Annotated in this window: 17 protein-coding genes; 11 read left to right on the top strand and 6 right to left on the bottom strand. The window is 69.0% G+C overall.

What is annotated here, in order from left to right; all coding sequences use genetic code 11:
• Positions 1–11 precede the first annotated feature (11 nt).
• A complete protein-coding gene (locus QFZ21_RS15655; protein ID WP_307379367.1) occupies positions 12–974 on the bottom strand; it encodes an amidohydrolase in 963 nt (320 codons plus the stop codon).
• A gap of 47 nt (positions 975–1021) precedes the next feature.
• Here QFZ21_RS15655 and QFZ21_RS15650 point away from each other — a divergent pair, with 47 nt between their 5' ends.
• The 5 genes from QFZ21_RS15650 to QFZ21_RS15630 all read left to right on the top strand — a co-directional run bounded on the left by QFZ21_RS15650 (position 1022) and on the right by QFZ21_RS15630 (position 4891).
• Complete coding sequence (locus tag QFZ21_RS15650; RefSeq protein WP_307379364.1) at positions 1022–1699, top strand: FadR/GntR family transcriptional regulator; 678 nt, start codon at positions 1022–1024, stop codon at positions 1697–1699.
• Between the two features lie 77 nt (positions 1700–1776).
• Positions 1777–2127 (top strand): cytoplasmic protein, encoded by a 351-nt coding sequence (locus QFZ21_RS15645; protein WP_307379361.1) that lies wholly within the window; start codon positions 1777–1779, stop codon positions 2125–2127.
• Between the two features lie 155 nt (positions 2128–2282).
• The gene (locus tag QFZ21_RS15640) at positions 2283–3128 is read left to right on the top strand and encodes a hypothetical protein (protein ID WP_307379359.1); all 846 of its coding nucleotides are present in this window, start codon (positions 2283–2285) and stop codon (positions 3126–3128) included.
• A 73-nt stretch (positions 3129–3201) separates the two neighbouring features.
• Positions 3202–4260 carry a PLP-dependent cysteine synthase family protein gene (locus QFZ21_RS15635; RefSeq protein ID WP_307379356.1) on the top strand — a complete coding sequence of 353 codons (1059 nt, stop codon included), beginning with the start codon at positions 3202–3204 and terminating at the stop codon, positions 4258–4260.
• A 115-nt stretch (positions 4261–4375) separates the two neighbouring features.
• Positions 4376–4891 (top strand): glycine cleavage system protein R, encoded by a 516-nt coding sequence (locus QFZ21_RS15630; RefSeq protein WP_307379353.1) that lies wholly within the window; start codon positions 4376–4378, stop codon positions 4889–4891.
• 86 nt (positions 4892–4977) lie between these two features.
• On the opposite strand, the gene QFZ21_RS15625 is transcribed toward QFZ21_RS15630, so the two are convergent.
• Positions 4978–5661, bottom strand: coding sequence for a FadR/GntR family transcriptional regulator (locus tag QFZ21_RS15625; protein ID WP_307379350.1), 684 nt, complete (start codon positions 5659–5661; stop codon positions 4978–4980).
• A gap of 163 nt (positions 5662–5824) precedes the next feature.
• On the opposite strand from QFZ21_RS15625, the gene QFZ21_RS15620 reads away from it, so the two are divergent.
• The 4 genes from QFZ21_RS15620 (at position 5825) to QFZ21_RS15605 (ending at position 10304) form a co-directional block, all read left to right on the top strand.
• Positions 5825–7060: an aminotransferase class V-fold PLP-dependent enzyme gene (locus QFZ21_RS15620; RefSeq protein WP_307379348.1), complete on the top strand. Its 1236-nt coding sequence runs from the start codon at positions 5825–5827 to the stop codon at positions 7058–7060.
• A 67-nt stretch (positions 7061–7127) separates the two neighbouring features.
• Complete coding sequence (locus QFZ21_RS15615; protein WP_307379345.1) at positions 7128–8438, top strand: sugar ABC transporter substrate-binding protein; 1311 nt, start codon at positions 7128–7130, stop codon at positions 8436–8438.
• A gap of 4 nt (positions 8439–8442) precedes the next feature.
• Positions 8443–9402, top strand: coding sequence for a carbohydrate ABC transporter permease (locus QFZ21_RS15610; protein ID WP_307379342.1), 960 nt, complete (start codon positions 8443–8445; stop codon positions 9400–9402).
• Entirely contained in the window at positions 9399–10304 is a 906-nt protein-coding gene (locus tag QFZ21_RS15605; protein ID WP_307379341.1) for a carbohydrate ABC transporter permease, read from the top strand. Before QFZ21_RS15610 ends, QFZ21_RS15605 begins: the two co-directional genes overlap by 4 nt.
• A 68-nt stretch (positions 10305–10372) precedes the next feature.
• On the opposite strand, the gene QFZ21_RS15600 is transcribed toward QFZ21_RS15605, so the two are convergent.
• Together QFZ21_RS15600 and QFZ21_RS15595 are read right to left on the bottom strand one after the other, a co-directional pair.
• Complete coding sequence (locus QFZ21_RS15600) at positions 10373–11386, bottom strand: aldo/keto reductase family protein (RefSeq protein WP_307379339.1); 1014 nt, start codon at positions 11384–11386, stop codon at positions 10373–10375.
• Positions 11387–11439: 53 nt separating this feature from the next.
• Positions 11440–12843, bottom strand: a complete 1404-nt coding sequence (locus QFZ21_RS15595) for a PLP-dependent aminotransferase family protein (RefSeq protein WP_307379337.1) — start codon at positions 12841–12843, stop codon at positions 11440–11442.
• Between the two features lie 100 nt (positions 12844–12943).
• On the opposite strand from QFZ21_RS15595, the gene QFZ21_RS15590 reads away from it, so the two are divergent.
• Entirely contained in the window at positions 12944–13306 is a 363-nt protein-coding gene (locus QFZ21_RS15590) for a hypothetical protein (RefSeq protein ID WP_307379335.1), read from the top strand.
• Here QFZ21_RS15590 and QFZ21_RS15585 read toward each other — a convergent pair.
• Together QFZ21_RS15585 and QFZ21_RS15580 are read right to left on the bottom strand one after the other, a co-directional pair.
• Positions 13294–14889 (bottom strand): DUF4407 domain-containing protein, encoded by a 1596-nt coding sequence (locus QFZ21_RS15585; protein ID WP_307379332.1) that lies wholly within the window; start codon positions 14887–14889, stop codon positions 13294–13296. The two genes, QFZ21_RS15590 and QFZ21_RS15585, sit on opposite strands and share 13 nt — an antisense overlap.
• Positions 14890–15037: 148 nt before the next feature.
• Positions 15038–15607 (bottom strand): TetR/AcrR family transcriptional regulator, encoded by a 570-nt coding sequence (locus QFZ21_RS15580; RefSeq protein WP_307379330.1) that lies wholly within the window; start codon positions 15605–15607, stop codon positions 15038–15040.
• A gap of 66 nt (positions 15608–15673) precedes the next feature.
• On the opposite strand from QFZ21_RS15580, the gene QFZ21_RS15575 reads away from it, so the two are divergent.
• A complete protein-coding gene (locus tag QFZ21_RS15575; protein ID WP_307379329.1) occupies positions 15674–16246 on the top strand; it encodes an NAD(P)H-dependent oxidoreductase in 573 nt (190 codons plus the stop codon).
• Positions 16247–16264 lie beyond the last annotated feature (18 nt).

Raw genomic sequence — 16264 nt, 5'->3', positions numbered from 1 at the left:
GCCCGCGCTCGCTACTCTCCGCGCAGCCAGCCCCGGATGCCGCGGCGCGGGGGCCGCTCGGCATCCGTCGCATCCGCGCCGCGGTAGAACCCATCGGCGTTGGCCCACAGGATCGCGTCGATGTCGTGTCCCCGCGTGCGCGCCCAGGCCGTCACGTCGTCGAGCCACCGAGAGCGGGCGGTCGGCTGGTAGGCGGCGGAGCCGTCCTGCAATGCGTCGAGGTCCCCGGGCTCCGCCGGCCCGATCGCCGAGACGGGCCAATCGCTGCCCCACATCAGCCGCTCCACCCCGAACGCGTCGGCGGCCACGTCGAGGAACGGCTCGAACTGCCCGGGCGTCCAGTCGCCGCCGGCTTCGGCGGGCAACCCCGACAGCTTGCAGAAGGTGTTCGGATGCCGCGCGAGCTCGTCGAGATCCCGCACCCACTCCGGTGTGGGTGGGAGGGGAGCATCCGCCGTTCCGACCGCCGGCTTGCCGAGGTGGTCGAGCACGATCGGCAGTTCCGGGATTGCTCCGGCCAGCCGCGCGATCTCGGGCAGCTGCGAGGCGCGGATGCAGGCGTCGAACGTCCATCCCCGGGCGGCGACCTCGCGTGCGCCGGTGATGAAGGCCGCGGAGACCGCGAGTCCGTCGGGTTCGCCCTGCAGGATGTGCCGCACGCCGACGACGAGCGGATGCGCGGCGAGTCCCTCGAGGTGCGTGGTCGTGTCGGTTCCGCGGTCGAGCCGCGCGCCGGCGACGATCGCGGTCACCCCCAGCACCTCGGACAGACTCTGCACCCAGGCCACCTCCTCGAGGAACTGCTCCTCCTCGCACTCGGCCTGCACGAACACGGCCTTCTCCTCGGACGCGGCGTTCAGTCGGGCCTGCTCCAGTTCGACCTCGGAGAATCGTCCGGCGAGCGGCCCTTCCAGCCAGGTGTAGCGCAGGAGTTCCGGGTCCCAGAGGTGCAGATGTGAATCGATTACGCGCATGCGACCATCCTGCACCAGACATCCGATCAATGGCTAGGATGACGGCCATGGCAGTCACAGACGAGGCGATCCAGAAGATCAAGGCGATGATCGTGTCCGGTGAACTGGGTCCCGGCGACCGCCTGCCGCCCGAGAAGGAACTGTCGGAACGGCTCGGCCTCTCTCGCAACTCGATGCGCGAGGCGGTCAAGGCGCTCGAGGTCATCCGCGTGCTCGACGTGCGGCGCGGAGACGGCACCTATGTCACGAGCCTGGAGCCTCATCTGCTCCTCGAGGCGATCTCGTTCGTGGTCGACATGCACGACGACGACTCGATGCTCGAGATCTTCGCCGTGCGACGGATGCTGGAATCCCAGGCGACCGGTCTCGCCGCCACCCTCGGAACATCCGAGGCCATCGATGCGCTCTCCCGCGAGGTCGACAGCGTCGACGCCTCCGTCTCGATCGAGAAGCTGGTCGAGCACGACATCCGCTTCCACCGCGACATCGTCGCGATGTCCGGCAATGCCTACCTCGCCAGCCTGATCGAGCACCTGAGCAGTCAGACCGTCCGTGCGCGCGTCTGGCGAGGACTCACCGAGGGCGGCGTCGTCGAGCGGACACTGTCCGAGCACCGGGCCATCGCCGACGCGATCGCGCAGCACGACTCGATGCTGGCGACCTCGCTGGTCACCGCTCATATCGCCGGCGTCGAACGCTGGCTGCGGCAGGCCGCGACCGCGTGATCCCGGGTCGCCTCGATTGATCCTGCTCGCCTGAAGAGGGACTGCCGCGGGCGCGCAGCCGGGTGTACCGTCACCGCATGATCACCGACGATCCCACTCTGACCAACCCCGATCACTACCGCACCCTCTGGGAGAACGAGCACGTGCGCGTGCTCGAGTACACCGATCTGCCCGGCGACAAGACGACGCCGCACGACCACCCGAACAGTGTGATGGTCACGCTCAGCGACTTCTCCCGTCGACTCAGCGCCGGTGAGCGGACTTTCGACACGTCCTTGCCTTCGGGGCAGGCCGTGTGGTTACCGGCGCAGCGTCACTCCGGCGAGAACACCGGGACAACGCCGACGCATACGATCCTCATCGAGCTGCGGGGCGCGGCGGCGGGCGAGCAGACCACCGGAACCCTGGGGCCGGAGCGCCCGGCCTGACTTCGACGCGCTGCTGCCGCTCTTCTCCGCAGTGCCGAGCGCCGACAGCATCCACCGTCGCGCGCCAGGCACGGGAGCGTGTCGCCTGCTCGACCGCTGAGGCGATACCGTTCGGAGGAGGCCCCGGACGGGTGCCTCGGATCGAGGGGGAGTCGATGACGGACGAGCAGCACGGCGCCGAGCCGGAACGAGTCGTCCCGCCTCCGCCGATGAACGCCGCCGGCGATGCGGCGACGCAGTTCCCCCCGGTCGTGCCGCTGGCGCCGCCGCTGAGCCCGCCCTCGCCTGCGGGACCAAACCCGCCCCTGCCCCCCTATGCCGCAGGGATGCCGCCGGCTCCGCCCTACGGCGCGGGGATGCCGCCGGCTGCGCCGTATGCGGCGGGGATGCCGCCGGGTCCGCCGTATGCGGCGGGGATGCCGCCGGGTCCGGCCGCTGGCTATCCGGCCGCCGGTTATCCCGCCGCGGCCCAGCCGGCCAGCTCTTCGAAAGTCCTCGGCATCGTGCTGGCCGTCGTCGGTGCGGTCGTCGTGCTCGCCGTGGTCGGCGTCGCCACGCTCATCGGTCTCCTGACCGCGTCTCCGGACGAGGCCTCCCCGCCGCCCGCGCCGACCTCGACGTCGCAGGCGGAGGAACCGGGCGCGCCGTCCGAGGACCCGCCGTCCGACGGCGACGCGACGGGCATCGCGGAGCGGCTCGACGCCAAGATCGACGAGTACAAGCGACTGCGGGATTCGGGGGCGCTCTGGGAGAAGATCCCTGACAGCGAGTACAACCGCACCGCCGTCTCGGCGTTCCTCTACCTGATGACCGACATGAAGGTCGCCACGATCTGGGGTGTCGACGAGCAGCAGGCGCAGGAGTACGACCAGCGGATGGCGATGCTCGAGGAGCGTCTGCTCGCGCAGGAGCCGCTCGGCGACGACATCAAGATCACCCTCGAGGACAAGATCTTCACCTACGACGGCGAGACGGGCGAGGGCGGCTACACCGACAAGTGACGGGTGGCACCGTCCTCCGGCCGGCTGCAGTGGTCTGCTGCACCGGCCGACGGCGACGGGATACGCTCGAGCGGTGACCTCCTGGACCAGCACCGCGATCGCCCTGCTGGAAGCCGACGCCAATCGCAGCGCGGACACGCACCTGCACCTGTTCCCGCTTCCGCCCGAGTGGGGCATCGACCTGTACTTGAAGGACGAGTCGGTGCATCCGACCGGCTCGCTCAAGCACCGCCTCGCGCGGTCGCTCATCCTGTACGGGCTGGTCAACGGCCGTATCCACGAGGACACCACGCTGGTCGAATCGTCGAGCGGATCGACGGCTGTCTCCGAGGCGTACTTCGCGCGGATGCTCGGCCTGCCGTTCGTGACGGTCGTGCCGCGTTCGACCAGCCAGGAGAAGATCGACCTCATCGAGTTCTATGGCGGACGCTGCCACTTCGTCGACAGTGCGGAGGACATGTCGCCGGAGGCGCAGCGGCTGGCCTCGGACTGCCACGGCCACTACCTCGACCAGTTCACGTTCGCGGAGCGCGCGACCGACTGGCGCGGCAACAACAACATCGCGGAGAGCGTGTTCAGCCAGTTGGCGCAGGAGCGGCATCCGATCCCCCGCTGGATCGTCGTGGGCGCCGGCACCGGTGGCACGAGTGCGACGTTCGGCCGCTATGTGAGATTCCGCCGCCACGAGACGCAGATCGCGGTCGTCGATCCGGAAGGGTCCGCGTTCTACGACGGCTGGGCCGGCACTGTCGACCCGCCCGCCGGGCGTCCGAGCCGCATCGAGGGCATCGGCCGCCCGCGCCTCGAGGCCTCGTTCGTGCCGAGCGTGATCGACGAGATGATCCGCGTGCCGGATGCCGGATCCGTCGCCGCGATCCGCGTGCTGCGCGACCGCACCCTGCACTGGGCCGGCGGCTCGACCGGCACCAACCTCTACGGCGCGTTCCAGCTCATCGCACGCATGCGCGCCGCGGGTGAGACCGGCAGCGTCGTGACACTGATCTGCGACAGCGGCATCCGCTACGCCGGCACGTACTACTCGGATGAGTGGGTCGCAGCGCAAGGCTGGGACCTCGCCCCGCACCGCGCGCGGTTGGAGCACTTCCTCGCGACGGGCATCTGGGCCGAATAGGCCTCGGCTGCGTCCGTTCACAACTCAGTCGGTTTTCGCCGGGAAGGCCAGACGAGGCGGTTTCCGTCCCGATCCCGGCCATTCTGGCTGAATTGTGAACGGCTACGCTGGCCGCATGACTACTCTGATCCTCACCGTCGCCGGCGCGGACCGCCCGGGCCTCGTCGCCGCCGTCGCCGATGTCGTCGATGCGCACGGCGGCAACTGGGAGAACAGTTCCCTGGCCGAACTCGCCGGCACGTTCGCCGGAGTCATCGAGGTGTCGGTCGCCGACGACCGCGCGGCCGAACTGCAGACCGCGCTGCGCACTCTGCAGGGTCAGGGCCTGCTGACCCTCGCCGTCCTCACCGGCAGCGCTGCCGCCGACCCCGAAGACGAGCAGCTCCTGTCGATCCAGGTGCTCGGCAACGACCGCCACGGCATCGTCCGCGAGATCTCGACGGTGTTGAGTGCGCACGCCCTGAGCATCGAGGAGCTGGCGACCGAGACTCGCGACGCCGCGATGGCCGGCGGCCGCCTGTTCGAGGCATCGGTGACCGCACGCGTTCCGGCATCCGTCGATCTCGACGCCCTCCGCGCCGACCTCGAGCGGATCGCCGCCGAGATCCAGGTCGACATCACCCTCGCCTGACCACGCCCTGGCTTTCGAATCGCGCAACTGGGGCGATACAGGGTCGATTCACCCCCAATTGCGCGATTCGAAAAGGGTAAGCGCAGCTACCCCTCGACGTCGGTGTAGCGCCGCACCCAGTACTCCGTGTACGCCACGTGTGACGACGCGGCAGCGGATGCCGCGACCGGATCGGCGGCGGCAAGTCCGCGAAGGATCGCGCGGTGCCCGGCATCCGAGTGCAGCTTGAGCTCTGCGGCGTCGCCCGCGTCCGGGATCCGGTAGGCCCGCGACCGCGAGCGCAGCACGTCGATCAGGCTCGTGAGCGCGTCGTTGCCCGCGACCCGCGAGATGGTCATGTGGAACTGGTGGTCGAGCCGCGAGTGGTCCTCGAAGTCGTCGCTCGCCTCGATCTCATCCAGCACGCGATCCAGCTTCTCCAGCGTCTCGGCGTCGATCCGCGCGGCGGCGAGCGCGGCGGCGTGCGGCTCGAGCACCCGACGCAGCTCGGTGAGTTCGAGCACACCGGCCATCGGCAGCAGGCCGACCGTGAGTGAGAGGCTCCCGATCAGATCGGCCGCCCGCAGCTCGCTGACGTAGCTGCCGGATCCGTGCCGCGTCTCGAGCACGCCCAGGGCACCGAGTGTGCGGATGGCCTCGCGCAGCGAACCGCGGGAGACCCCGAGCCGCTCGCACAGCTCGCCCTCGCTCGGCAGTCGGTCGCCCGGCTGCAGCACGCCGTCGGCGATGAGTGCCCGCAGTCCGTGCAGCGCTTTGTCCAACGCGCTCATGGTGTTCTCCTCTGGCACTCGGATCTCCTGCGAGTCTGTCGGACGCGCACCGCGCAACCAACTCGTATGACGACTTTGTTAAATTATGCGCGTTTTCTGGTGCACAGCACCGCGCTGTGGCAAAGTTGTGCAACAACTCCCCCGACTTCGCTGATGAGGATCCATGCAGGCCACCGACTTCCCCGCACCGCTCCGACTGAAGTCGTTCGCGCGCGCACGAGATGCCTGGCCGCTGGATCCGCAGATCGTCCACCTCAACCACGGCTCGTTCGGGGCCGTCCCCTCGGCCGTCGTCGCCCACCAGGACGCACTGCGACGACAGGCGGACCTCAGCCCGGTCGAGTGGTTCCCGCGCATCGCCGAGCGGGTGCTCGAGGCCCGCGAGCGCACCGCGCCCTTCGTCGGCGCACGCCCCGAGGACGCCGCCTTCGTGCCCAACGCGTCCGCCGCGGCGACCGTGGTCTACAACGCGCTGCAGCTCGACGGCGACGACGAGATCCTCGTCACCGACCAGGGCTACGGCGCGATCACCATGGGCGCGCAGCGCCTCGCCCGCAGGTTCCGCGCGACCGTCCGGGTCGTCGAGCTCCCCCTGTTGGGCTCCGACGACGAGATCGTCGAGCTCTTCGCCGATGCCCTCACCCCGCGCACAAGGCTCATCGTCGTCGACCAGATCACCTCACCCACGGCCCGCCTGCTGCCCACCCGCCGCATCGCGGAACTCGCCGCCGCCCGCGGTGTGCGCACCCTCGTCGACGGCGCCCACGCCCCCGGCCTGATTCCGGATGCCGCGGCCGTCGCGGGCGGCGACTGGTGGTTCGGCAACCTGCACAAGTGGCCCTGCGCCCCGCGCGGCTCCGCGCTGCTCGTGACCCAAGCCCCCGACCGTGACGAGCTCTGGCCCCTCATCGACTCCTGGGCCGCGAACGAGCCGTACCCCGCGCGCTTCGACACCCAGGGCACGATCGACGCGACGACCTACCTCGCCACCCCTGCGGCGATCGACTTCATCGAGACGGAGTTCGGCTGGCAGCAGGCGCGCGAGACCATGACGCGGATGGCGGATGCCGGTGCCGAGATCATCGCCGAGGGCTTCCGCCCCTACGCGGATGCCGACCCCCTCACCCCTCTCCCCTCGCCCGTCCCGTCGATGCGGCTCGTCCGCCTCCCGCTCGGCCTCGGCGCGACCAGGGAAGAGGCCGACGCCCTGCGCATGGACCTGCTCGACGAGGTCGGCGTCGAGACGGCGTTCACCAGCTTCCGCGGCATCGGCTACTTCCGCCTGTCGGCGCACCTGTACAGCGAAGCATCCGATTTCGAGGCCTTCGTCGAGCGCTGCATCCCGCAGATCCTCCAGCGCGCGGGCATCCGCTCCACCGAATCCGTCATCATCCCCTGACCCGCGCCCCATCCGAACCGCACCCGAAACCCGCATCACACCCGAAACACCAACTGAGAGGCACATCGTGAAGAACAAGATCTTGACGACAGCAGCAGGCATCGGCACCGTCGCCGTCCTGGCGCTCACCGGCTGCTCGTCCGGCGGCGGCCCGTCCGCCGACGGCACCGTCACCCTGCAGATGGTCGAGAGCCTGACCAACCCGGCGCGCACCGAGCTCATCCGGGGACTCCTCGACGAGTTCGAGAAGGAGAACCCGAAGATCAAGGTCAACCTGGTCTCGCCGCCCACCGAGCAGGCCGACGCGAAGATCCAGCAGATGCTGCAGTCCGGCAAGGGCGTCGACGTGCTCGAGGTGCGCGACATCACCGTCGGTCCGTTCGCGAACAACGGCTGGCTGCACGATCTCGGCTCCGACCTCGAGAAGTGGGACGGCTGGGACGCCCTCACCGACAACGCGAAGTCCGCATCCGTCGCCGAGGACGGCAAGAGCTACTTCGTCCCCTACGGCTTCTACGGCCTCTCGCTGTTCTACCGGACCGACCTCGTCGAGAAGGCCGGCTTCGACGGACCGCCGAACAGCTGGAAGGACCTGCTCGAGCAGGCATCCGCCATCCAGGACCCGTCGAACAACGTCTACGGCTACGCCTTCCGCGGCGGTCCCAACGCCAACAGCAACGTGGTGGCCGCCATCGAGGCGTACACGATCGACGGGCTGAACGTCGACGATGCCTTCTTGATGGAGGACGGCTCGACGATCTTCGCCGCCCCGGAGGCGCAGGAGGCTGTCGACGACTACTTCGACCTGTTCAAGGAAGCATCCCCGCCGTCCGCCGTGTCGTGGGGCTACCCCGAGATGGTCGCCGGCTTCACCAACGGCACCACCGCGTTCCTGCTGCAGGACCCCGAGGTCATCGCGACCGTGCAGGACTCCTCGCTGACCGAGGACCAGTGGGACACCGCTCCGCTGCTCACCGGGCCCTCGGGCAAGGCCGCGCAGCCGCTGGCCGTCGCCGGATGGGGTGTCGCCGAGAAGAGCGAGAACACCGAGGCGGCCGTGAAGCTGGTCGAGTTCCTCTCGTCGGCCGAGCCCGCCACCGAGTTCGCGCAGGCGAACAGCCTGGTGCCGATCATCACCGAGGCCGCCGACGACGAGTTCTACTCCACCGGCCCGTGGACGAGCTACGTCACGATGACCGAAGACCCCGACACCTACGTCAACGTGCGCCAGCCGCGCGGCGTCAGCTGGTGGACCGAGTGGATCCAGAAGTCCGACCAGGATGTGCAGAACGTGCTGCTCGGCAACATGTCGACCAGTGAGCTGCTGGAGTCGTGGGACGTCTTCTGGACGGAGAAGTACGCCGCGGAGAAGGGCTGAGCCCGTGGCATCCGCCCTTCGTGAGGGAGGCGTCGGCACTGCTCCTGACAGAGCAGCTGCCGGTGCCTCCCCCGGCCCTCGCCGCCGGCCGTTCCGCGGCCGCCACGCGCTGACGCTCCTGGCGTTCATGGCGCCGGCGATCGTGTTCGTCTGTTGGTTCACCTATTGGCCGATGCTGCAGGGCGCCCGCATGGCCTTCCACGACTGGAACCTGTGGGACCTGACGTCCACCCCCTGGGTCGGGTTCCAGAACTTCGTCACGGTGTTCCAGGATCCGGCGTTCCCGGTCGTGGCGTGGAACTCGATCCTCTGGGTCGTCGGGTCGCTCGTGCCGCAGCTGGTGATCGGCTTCCTGATCGCCCTCGCGCTGCGCAAGCGGTTCCGCTTCCGCGGGCTCTACCAGGCGCTCGTGTTCTTCCCGTGGGCGGTGTCGGGATTCCTGATCGGGATGCTGTTCCGCTGGATGTTCAACGCCGAGTTCGGCGTCGTGAACGACCTGCTCATGAAGGCCGGCCTGATCGATGCACCGCTGCCGTGGCTGGCCGATCCGAAGCTCGCGATGTTCGCGGTGATCGTGGCGAACGTCTGGTACGGCGTCACGTTCTTCGCGATCATGATCCTCGCGGCGCTGCAGTCTGTGCCCGACGAGATGCTGGAGGCGGCGAGCCTCGACGGCGCCGGCAAGGTGCGGCAGCTGTTCTCGATCATCATCCCGTACATCTCGATGACGCTGCTGCTCACGATCCTGCTGCGCATCATCTGGATCTTCAACTTCCCCGACATCATCTACGCGATGACGAACGGCGGGCCGGCGAACCAGACGCACATCATCACGACCTGGATGATCAACTACACCCAGCAGGGCAACTACGGCATAGCCAGCGCGATCGGCCTGATCGTCGTCGCGTTCCTGTTCGTGTTCTGCGCGTTCTACCTGATGGCGATGCGGAGGGCACGGCGATGACGATCACCGGAACGACGGTCACGGAGACCCGACGTCTCACCGTGCCGGACATCGCGAAGTCGCCCCGCCCGAAGGCGCGCGTCACCGTCGGCGGCGTGGTCCGCGTCGTGGGTCTGGCGCTGTGGCTCGTGATCACGCTCTTCCCGCTGTACTGGATCGCGCTGACGTCGATCAAGTCGCCGGGCACGATCAACAGGTTCCCCATCGAGTACTGGCCGAGCGAGCCCTCGTTCGACAACTACGTGAAGCTGTTCCAGCAGAGCCAGTTCGCGGTCTTCCTCGGCAACTCCGCCCTGGTGGCGGTCGTCGCCGGCGGGGTGGCGACATTGATCGCGCTGCTGAGCGCCTACGTGATCGCGCGCTTCGAGTTCCGCGGCAAGGGAGCGGTGCTGGTCGCGTTCCTGCTCACGCAGATGATCCCGGCGTTCATCGCGCTCGGACCGCTGTACTCGATGATGACCGAACTGGGTCTGGTCGACACCAAACCCGGACTCATCCTGGTCTACATCGCGATCTGCATCCCGTTCTCCACAGTCATGCTGCGCGGCTTCTTCGAGAACGTGCCGGATGCCCTGGAGGAAGCGGCGATGATCGACGGATGCTCCCGCCTCGGCGCCCTGTTCCGGGTGCTGGTGCCGGTCATGACCCCGGGCATCATCGCGGCGTTCATCTTCAACTTCGTCAACTGCTGGAACGAGCTGTTCCTGTCGGTGGTGCTGATGAACACCGACGCGAACCGCACCGTGCCGTCGGCGCTGAACGGGTTCATCTCGACGTTCAACATCGACTGGGGTTCGATGAGCGCCGCGGCGGTTCTGACGATCCTGCCGACCATGGCGATGTTCGCGCTCGCGAGCCGCTGGATCGTGCAGGGTCTGACGGCCGGTGCGGTCAAGGAGTAGCCACCTTCGAATCGCGCAAATGGGGCCATCCGCGTCGCGGATGGCCCCATTTGCGCGATTCGAACAGGTCAGACCAGGCGCGACTTCGGCGAGGTCGAGTACGTGGCCTCGGCGTCGCGGTTGACCGCGTCGCCCAGAGCCGTGTCGATCGCGGCGAGCGTGTCGGCGTCGAGCTTCACGCCCGAGGCCTTGACGGTCTCGGCCAGCTGCTCGGGACGCGACGCGCCGACGAGGGCGGCGGCGACGTTGGGGTTCTGCAGCACCCACGCGATCGCGAGCTGCGGCATGGACAGGCCCGCCTCCTCGGCGATCGGCTTCAGGCGCTGCACCGCGGTCAGGATGTCGTCCTGCAGGAAGCTCTTGATGAAGTCCGCTCCGCTGTGCGGGTCGGTCGCGCGGGATCCCTCGGGCACCGGCTGGCCGGGGAGGTACTTGCCGCTGAGCACGCCCTGCGCCATCGGCGACCAGACGATCTGCGAGATGCCGAGCTCTTCCGACGCCGGCACGACCTTGCCCTCGATGACGCGCCACAGCATCGAGTACTGCGGCTGGTTCGAGATGAGCTGGATGCCGAGCTGCTTCGCGAGCGCGTGACCCTCGCGGAGCTGCTCCGCGGTCCACTCGGAGACGCCGATGTAGAGCGCCTTGCCCTGGCGGACGACGTCGGCGAACGCCTGGAAGGTCTCCTCGAGAGGAGTCTCGTAGTCGAAGCGGTGCGCCTGGTACAGGTCGACATAGTCGGTGCCGAGGCGCGTCAGCGAGCCGTTGATCGACTCGAGGATGTGCTTGCGGCTCAGGCCGGTGTCGTTCGGGCCCTTCGGGCCGGTCGGGAAGTAGACCTTCGTGAAGATCTCGAGGCCCTCGCGGCGCTGCCCTTCGAGGGCCTTGCCGAGCACGACCTCGGCCGCTGTGTTGGCGTACGTGTCTGCCGTGTCGAACGTGGTGATGCCGGCATCGAGGGCTGCGTGGACCGTCTTGACGGCGGCGTCGTCGCCCACCTGCGAGGCGTGCGTGACCCAGTTGCCGTAGGTGATCTCCGAGACCTTGAGACCGCTGTTTCCGAGGAAGCGATAGTTGACCATGGATCAACGCTACTGGCTGTCACGACCGCAGGGGCAGGTTTCCGTGACCGGTCTCACCCGAGTGTCTCCCGATACTCCCGCCACGCCTCGCCGAGCCGGCGGATCCCCTCGGCGAGCACGTCGTCGGGGGCTGTGAACGGGATGCGGATGTGGTCGTCGGAAGAGACGGATGCCGCGAACGCGGCGCTTCCGGCTATCGAGACGCCGTGCGCGGCGGCGACCCTGGCCAGCGCCTCGGCTGAACCGAGGGGCAGCGCGACCCAGAGCGAAAGGCCCCCGCGGGGCGGCTCGACGCGCCAGTCGGGCAGATGCTCGGCCATCAGCCGCTGGAGGAGGTGCAGGCGTTCCTGATGGATGCGGCTGTTCGCCCGTCGCAGCTCCTCGGCATGGGCGATGAGGTCGAGCGCGATGAGCTGGCCCGGCACGCTGGTGGACTGGTCGGCGAGCTGCCGCGCGCCACGAAGTCGCCGCACGAGCACGGGGTCGGCGCGCAGCCAGCCGATCCGCAGTCCCGCCCAGGCCCACTTCGACACCGACTCGACGACGATGATCGGCGCGTCCGGCCGCTCGGCCGCGAGCGTGGGAGGCACCACGCCGTCGAACGAGATGCCGGCGACGACGCGATCCTCGATCACGGGCACGCCGTACTGCGCGGCGAGTTCGGCGACACGATGGCGCGCCGCAGCGGGCAGTCGGGTACCGGTGGGGTTCTGGTGGTGCGGATTGACAGCGACGAGCACCGGACGCAGTCGCGCGAGCGCCTGCTCGAGGGCATCGACGTCGAGCCCGTCGGGGCCCATCGGGATGCCGTGCACGGTGCCGCCGCGCAGGCCCACCGAGTCGGTGACGCCCGGCCAGGTGATCTCCTCGGCGAGCACGACATCGCCCGGGCCGACCAGCGCGTTCACGACGAGGCTGATCGCCTGCTGGGCGCCGTGCGTGACGAGAATCTGCTCGGGGGTGGTCGGGGTCCCCTCCCCGCGGTACATCTCGGCGATGAGCTCGCGCAGCACGGGGAGCCCGGCAGGGTCGGTCTCGGGGAGCAGCGCGAGGTCGAGGCGGGGCTGATGGTCGCGGATGAGCTGCACCGCGAGCTCGGGGATCTGGGGCACGGTGCGCAGCAGGTCGATCGCGTTGGGCAGCGCCGAGAACAGCGCCTCGCCGCGTCCGGGTCGCTGGATCGGGGTGGCGGATGCTGCGGAGCCGGCGATCCGCGTACCACTCCCTTGTCGACGTTCCACCAGCCCGCGCTCCGCCAGATCGGCGTATGCAGCGACGACAGTCCCCCGCGACACGGATCCGGCCACGGCGAGCGCGCGCTCAGGAGGCAGTCGATCGCCCGGATGCAGCTCGCCGGTCTCGATGAGCCCGGCGATACCGCGAGCGAGACGACCTGCGAGCGTGCCGTCGCCCTGAGTCCACCGTCCGAGTCGGGCGGCGAGCGCCTGCGACGCCACCTCGCCAGCCTGGACCAATTTCGACGGTATGACCGATCCTTGGTCCAGTGGCCGTCCATTGGCACTGTCGGTGAGGGTCATGACAACCGATTCTGTACCAATGACCTCTCTGCGCACCAGTCTCGACGACCTTCTTGAGCCAATTATCTCGGATTGGACCATCCGCGATCTCCTGGAATGGCTCGGCGACGACTCCCGCACGCACGACGACGCACTCCGACGTCCGCTGAGCGTGATCGACGCGGCCCTGACCGGCACCTCGTGGCAGCAGGAGCCGTCGACGATCGCGCTCGTCCGCTCGATCGCCTCAGCGGTCCAGACCGCCCCGCGCCTGCGGAACATGCGACTCGACGACCTGCTCGGCCACCCGCTCGACGTTCGAATCGCGCAACTGGGGGCTAAACCGGTGGCAAATCGCCCAATTGCGCGATTCGAACGAGAGACGGAGCCTCAGGTCGCCTGAACCGGTGCCGGTGCCGGTGCCGGCGCCGGTGCCGGAGGCGCAGCGGACGCAGCCGCGGGCGCAGCCGCCGGAGGCTCTGGCACCGGCGTCGTCACGATGGCGGCACGGTCCCGGAAGCCCTCGGCGGTCACCCGGTCCAGCGCGACCTGCTTGCGGATCGCCATGGCCTTCTCGTACAGGCTCGGCTCACCGTAACTCGTGAGCACCTTCACCAGCACCGGCAGCAGCTCGATCATGAAGAACAGCGCAGCGATCAGGATGTGCGCCCACAGGATCGTGGGCTCCTTCTCGCTCAGCCGATTGAGCCCGCTGATCTGGCTGAGGAGACCGACGGCTCCCGCGTTGCCCTGGGCCACGGCATCCGCCCGCTCGTTGTACGCGGCGAGTGCCTGGTCGTAGGTGTCGCGTGCGCCGGGCAGCTGGGTCTTCGCCTGCTCGCGGTTCTGCGACTCCGAGGTGGAGGTGTTCTCCTTGGCGGCGGTGCCGGCCGCGGCGAGCTCCTCGTTCGCGGTGCGCAGCTGCGCGGCGAGGGCGTCCTGAGTCTGCTGCGCTTCGGCGAGCTGGGCCTCGGCGGCATCCGAGCTCGCGCCCTCGCCGTTCACGCCGGTGCATCCGGGCACGGTCCCCGCGCCCTCGCCCGTCAACTCGCACTGGTAGAGCGCGCGCGCCTGATCGATGACCTTCTGCTGTTCGGCCATCTTCGCGGTCAGGTCGTCGACGGTCGCCTGCGCGGCCGACTCGGTCGCCGAGGACGACTCTGTACCGGCGACGATGCCGGTGGCCGCCTGGTTCTCGAGCTCGGCAACGCGAGCGGATGCCGCATCCAGAGCGATCTTCTCCGGACCGGTCTCGAGGGCCTCCTGGTCGGACTGCGACTGGGTGATGTTGGTCGACGCGACCTCGCGGGCGATGTCGTTGTGGAAGACCTGCAGCACGAGCGGTTCGGCGACGACGAAGCCGATGATCGCGGCCATGATCACTCGCGGAATCGCCAGACCGATGAGTCGCCACACGTTCTTGGTCGAGGTCATCGTCGACGTCAGGAAGCGGTCGAGGTTGAAGATGATGAGCGCCCAGACGAGCGCGAGCGGCACGGCCAGCCAGATCGCCGCCTGCACACCGGTGGTCAGCGCGAACAGCATGGAGATCGCCGAGACGAGGGCGGTACCGGCCAGCACGAAGAACATCTGCACGAACCGCGGCGTCTCACCGGGGACGCGGTCGAGGATCTCGCCCTCCGCACCGCCGAGGATCGCGAGGCTGCGGGCGCGCGATCCCGGCGTACGCGGCCGACGCGGCGCACGTACGCGCGGCTGTCGACGGGGCTTCGCAGGACCGGCGGACTCGGAGGGAGACTCGGCCGCGGACCCCGCGGAAGCCTCGGCGTCAGCATCCGATCCGGCGGGTCGACGCGGTGACGTCAGGGTGTCGGCGGGCGACGCGAGGAAGGGCTCGTCGTCGGAACCGGCGGGCTCGAACTCGCGCAGGAAGTCGAGGTCATCCGTCTCGGCGTTCGGGTCGCTGTCGAGGATGATCCGACCCTGCGAGTCGAAGCGACCCGGTCGATGGGCGGAATAGGGCATCCGCACAATCTACGAAAGGTCGCCTGTGGATCGGTTGCGAGAGTCCTGCGTGCCAGCCCGGAATCGGTCCATGGTCGGCCGTTCCGGTCGCGGAAATACCGCTATCCGGGGCTCATTTCGATGCGTTATCGCGACCGGAGCCGGAGAATCACCCGGCGAGCAGCCGATCAACGGTCCCGATGTGGGCGGCGATGGCGTCGTCGAGCGTGAAGTGCCCCGCGGCGGCGAGCGTGCCCAGGCCGTGGATGAGACCCCAGAGCGCCACGACGTCGGCCGGACCGTCGAGCCCGGCCGAGATCGCGGCCTCGGCCAGCACGTTCTCGAGCCCCTCGATGAGCGGCGCCATGGTGGCGGTCGGCGAGCCCGGGATGCAGACGGTCGGGTCGTAGACGGCGTCGAACGCGTGCGGATGCTCGACGGCGAAGCGGATGTAGGCGGAGCCCCCCGCGATCAGCACGGTGCGCGGGGTGCGGGCCGAGGCGGCCGCGGCGCGCACCTCGTCGAGGAGGTCGGCCATGCTGCGCTCGGCGATCGCCTTGAGCAGCCCGAGCCGGTCGGCGAAGTGGTGGTAGGGCGCGTTGTGGCTGACGTTCGCGGCGCGCGCGACTTCGCGAAGGCTGATCTCGGCAGCCGGCATCCGCTCCAGGAGCTGCATGGCGGCGTCTTCGAGCGCGCGGGCGAGGTCGCCGTGGTGGTAGCCGTCTTTCGAACTTGACATGAGCAACATTATCTCTTATCTTGACAGTGTCCACCAGCTTGACAGTGTCCAGATAGGAATGACGCCATGACTGCACTCGTGATCGACGGCCACCCCGATGCCCGCTCTCTGACGGCCGCGCTCGCGCAGCGCTACGCGGATGGGCACGGCGATGCCCGCGTGCTCGCGCTCCGCGACCTCGACTTCGATCCGCACCTGCGGTTCGGCTATCGGGAGCGGATGCTGCTCGAACCCGACCTCGTCGACGCGAAGCGGGCGCTCAGCGAGGCGAGCACCGTGGTGGTGACGACGCCGCTGTGGTGGGGATCGGTCCCCGCCGTCCTGAAGGGCTTCTTCGACCGCGCTCTGCTCCCGCAGCAGGAGTACCGCTACTCGAAGCTCGGGCTCCCCGAGGGCCTGCTGCCCGCTCGGCGCGGGCGCCTGCTGCTGCTCGCCGACACCCCGTGGTTCGCCGCTCCGTTGACCGGACTCCCCGCGCAGACCCACGTCGCCCGCAACACGATGCGGCTCTGCGGCATCCGCACCGTGCGCACGCACCGGATGCTGGGCGTCAAGGACGCAAAGGAGCCCACGATCACCCGCTGGCTCGAGCGCGCCGAGGCTCTCGGCGCCAAGGACGCCGGCCGCTCAGCGCACTGACCGCGAGTTCCGGTCGCA

This window comes from Microbacterium sp. W4I20 (genome assembly GCF_030816505.1).
In the GTDB taxonomy this organism is placed as follows: Bacteria; Actinomycetota; Actinomycetes; order Actinomycetales; family Microbacteriaceae; genus Microbacterium.
Note: the sequence above shows the minus strand (reverse complement) of the source record. Positions and strands in the feature narration are given on the sequence as shown.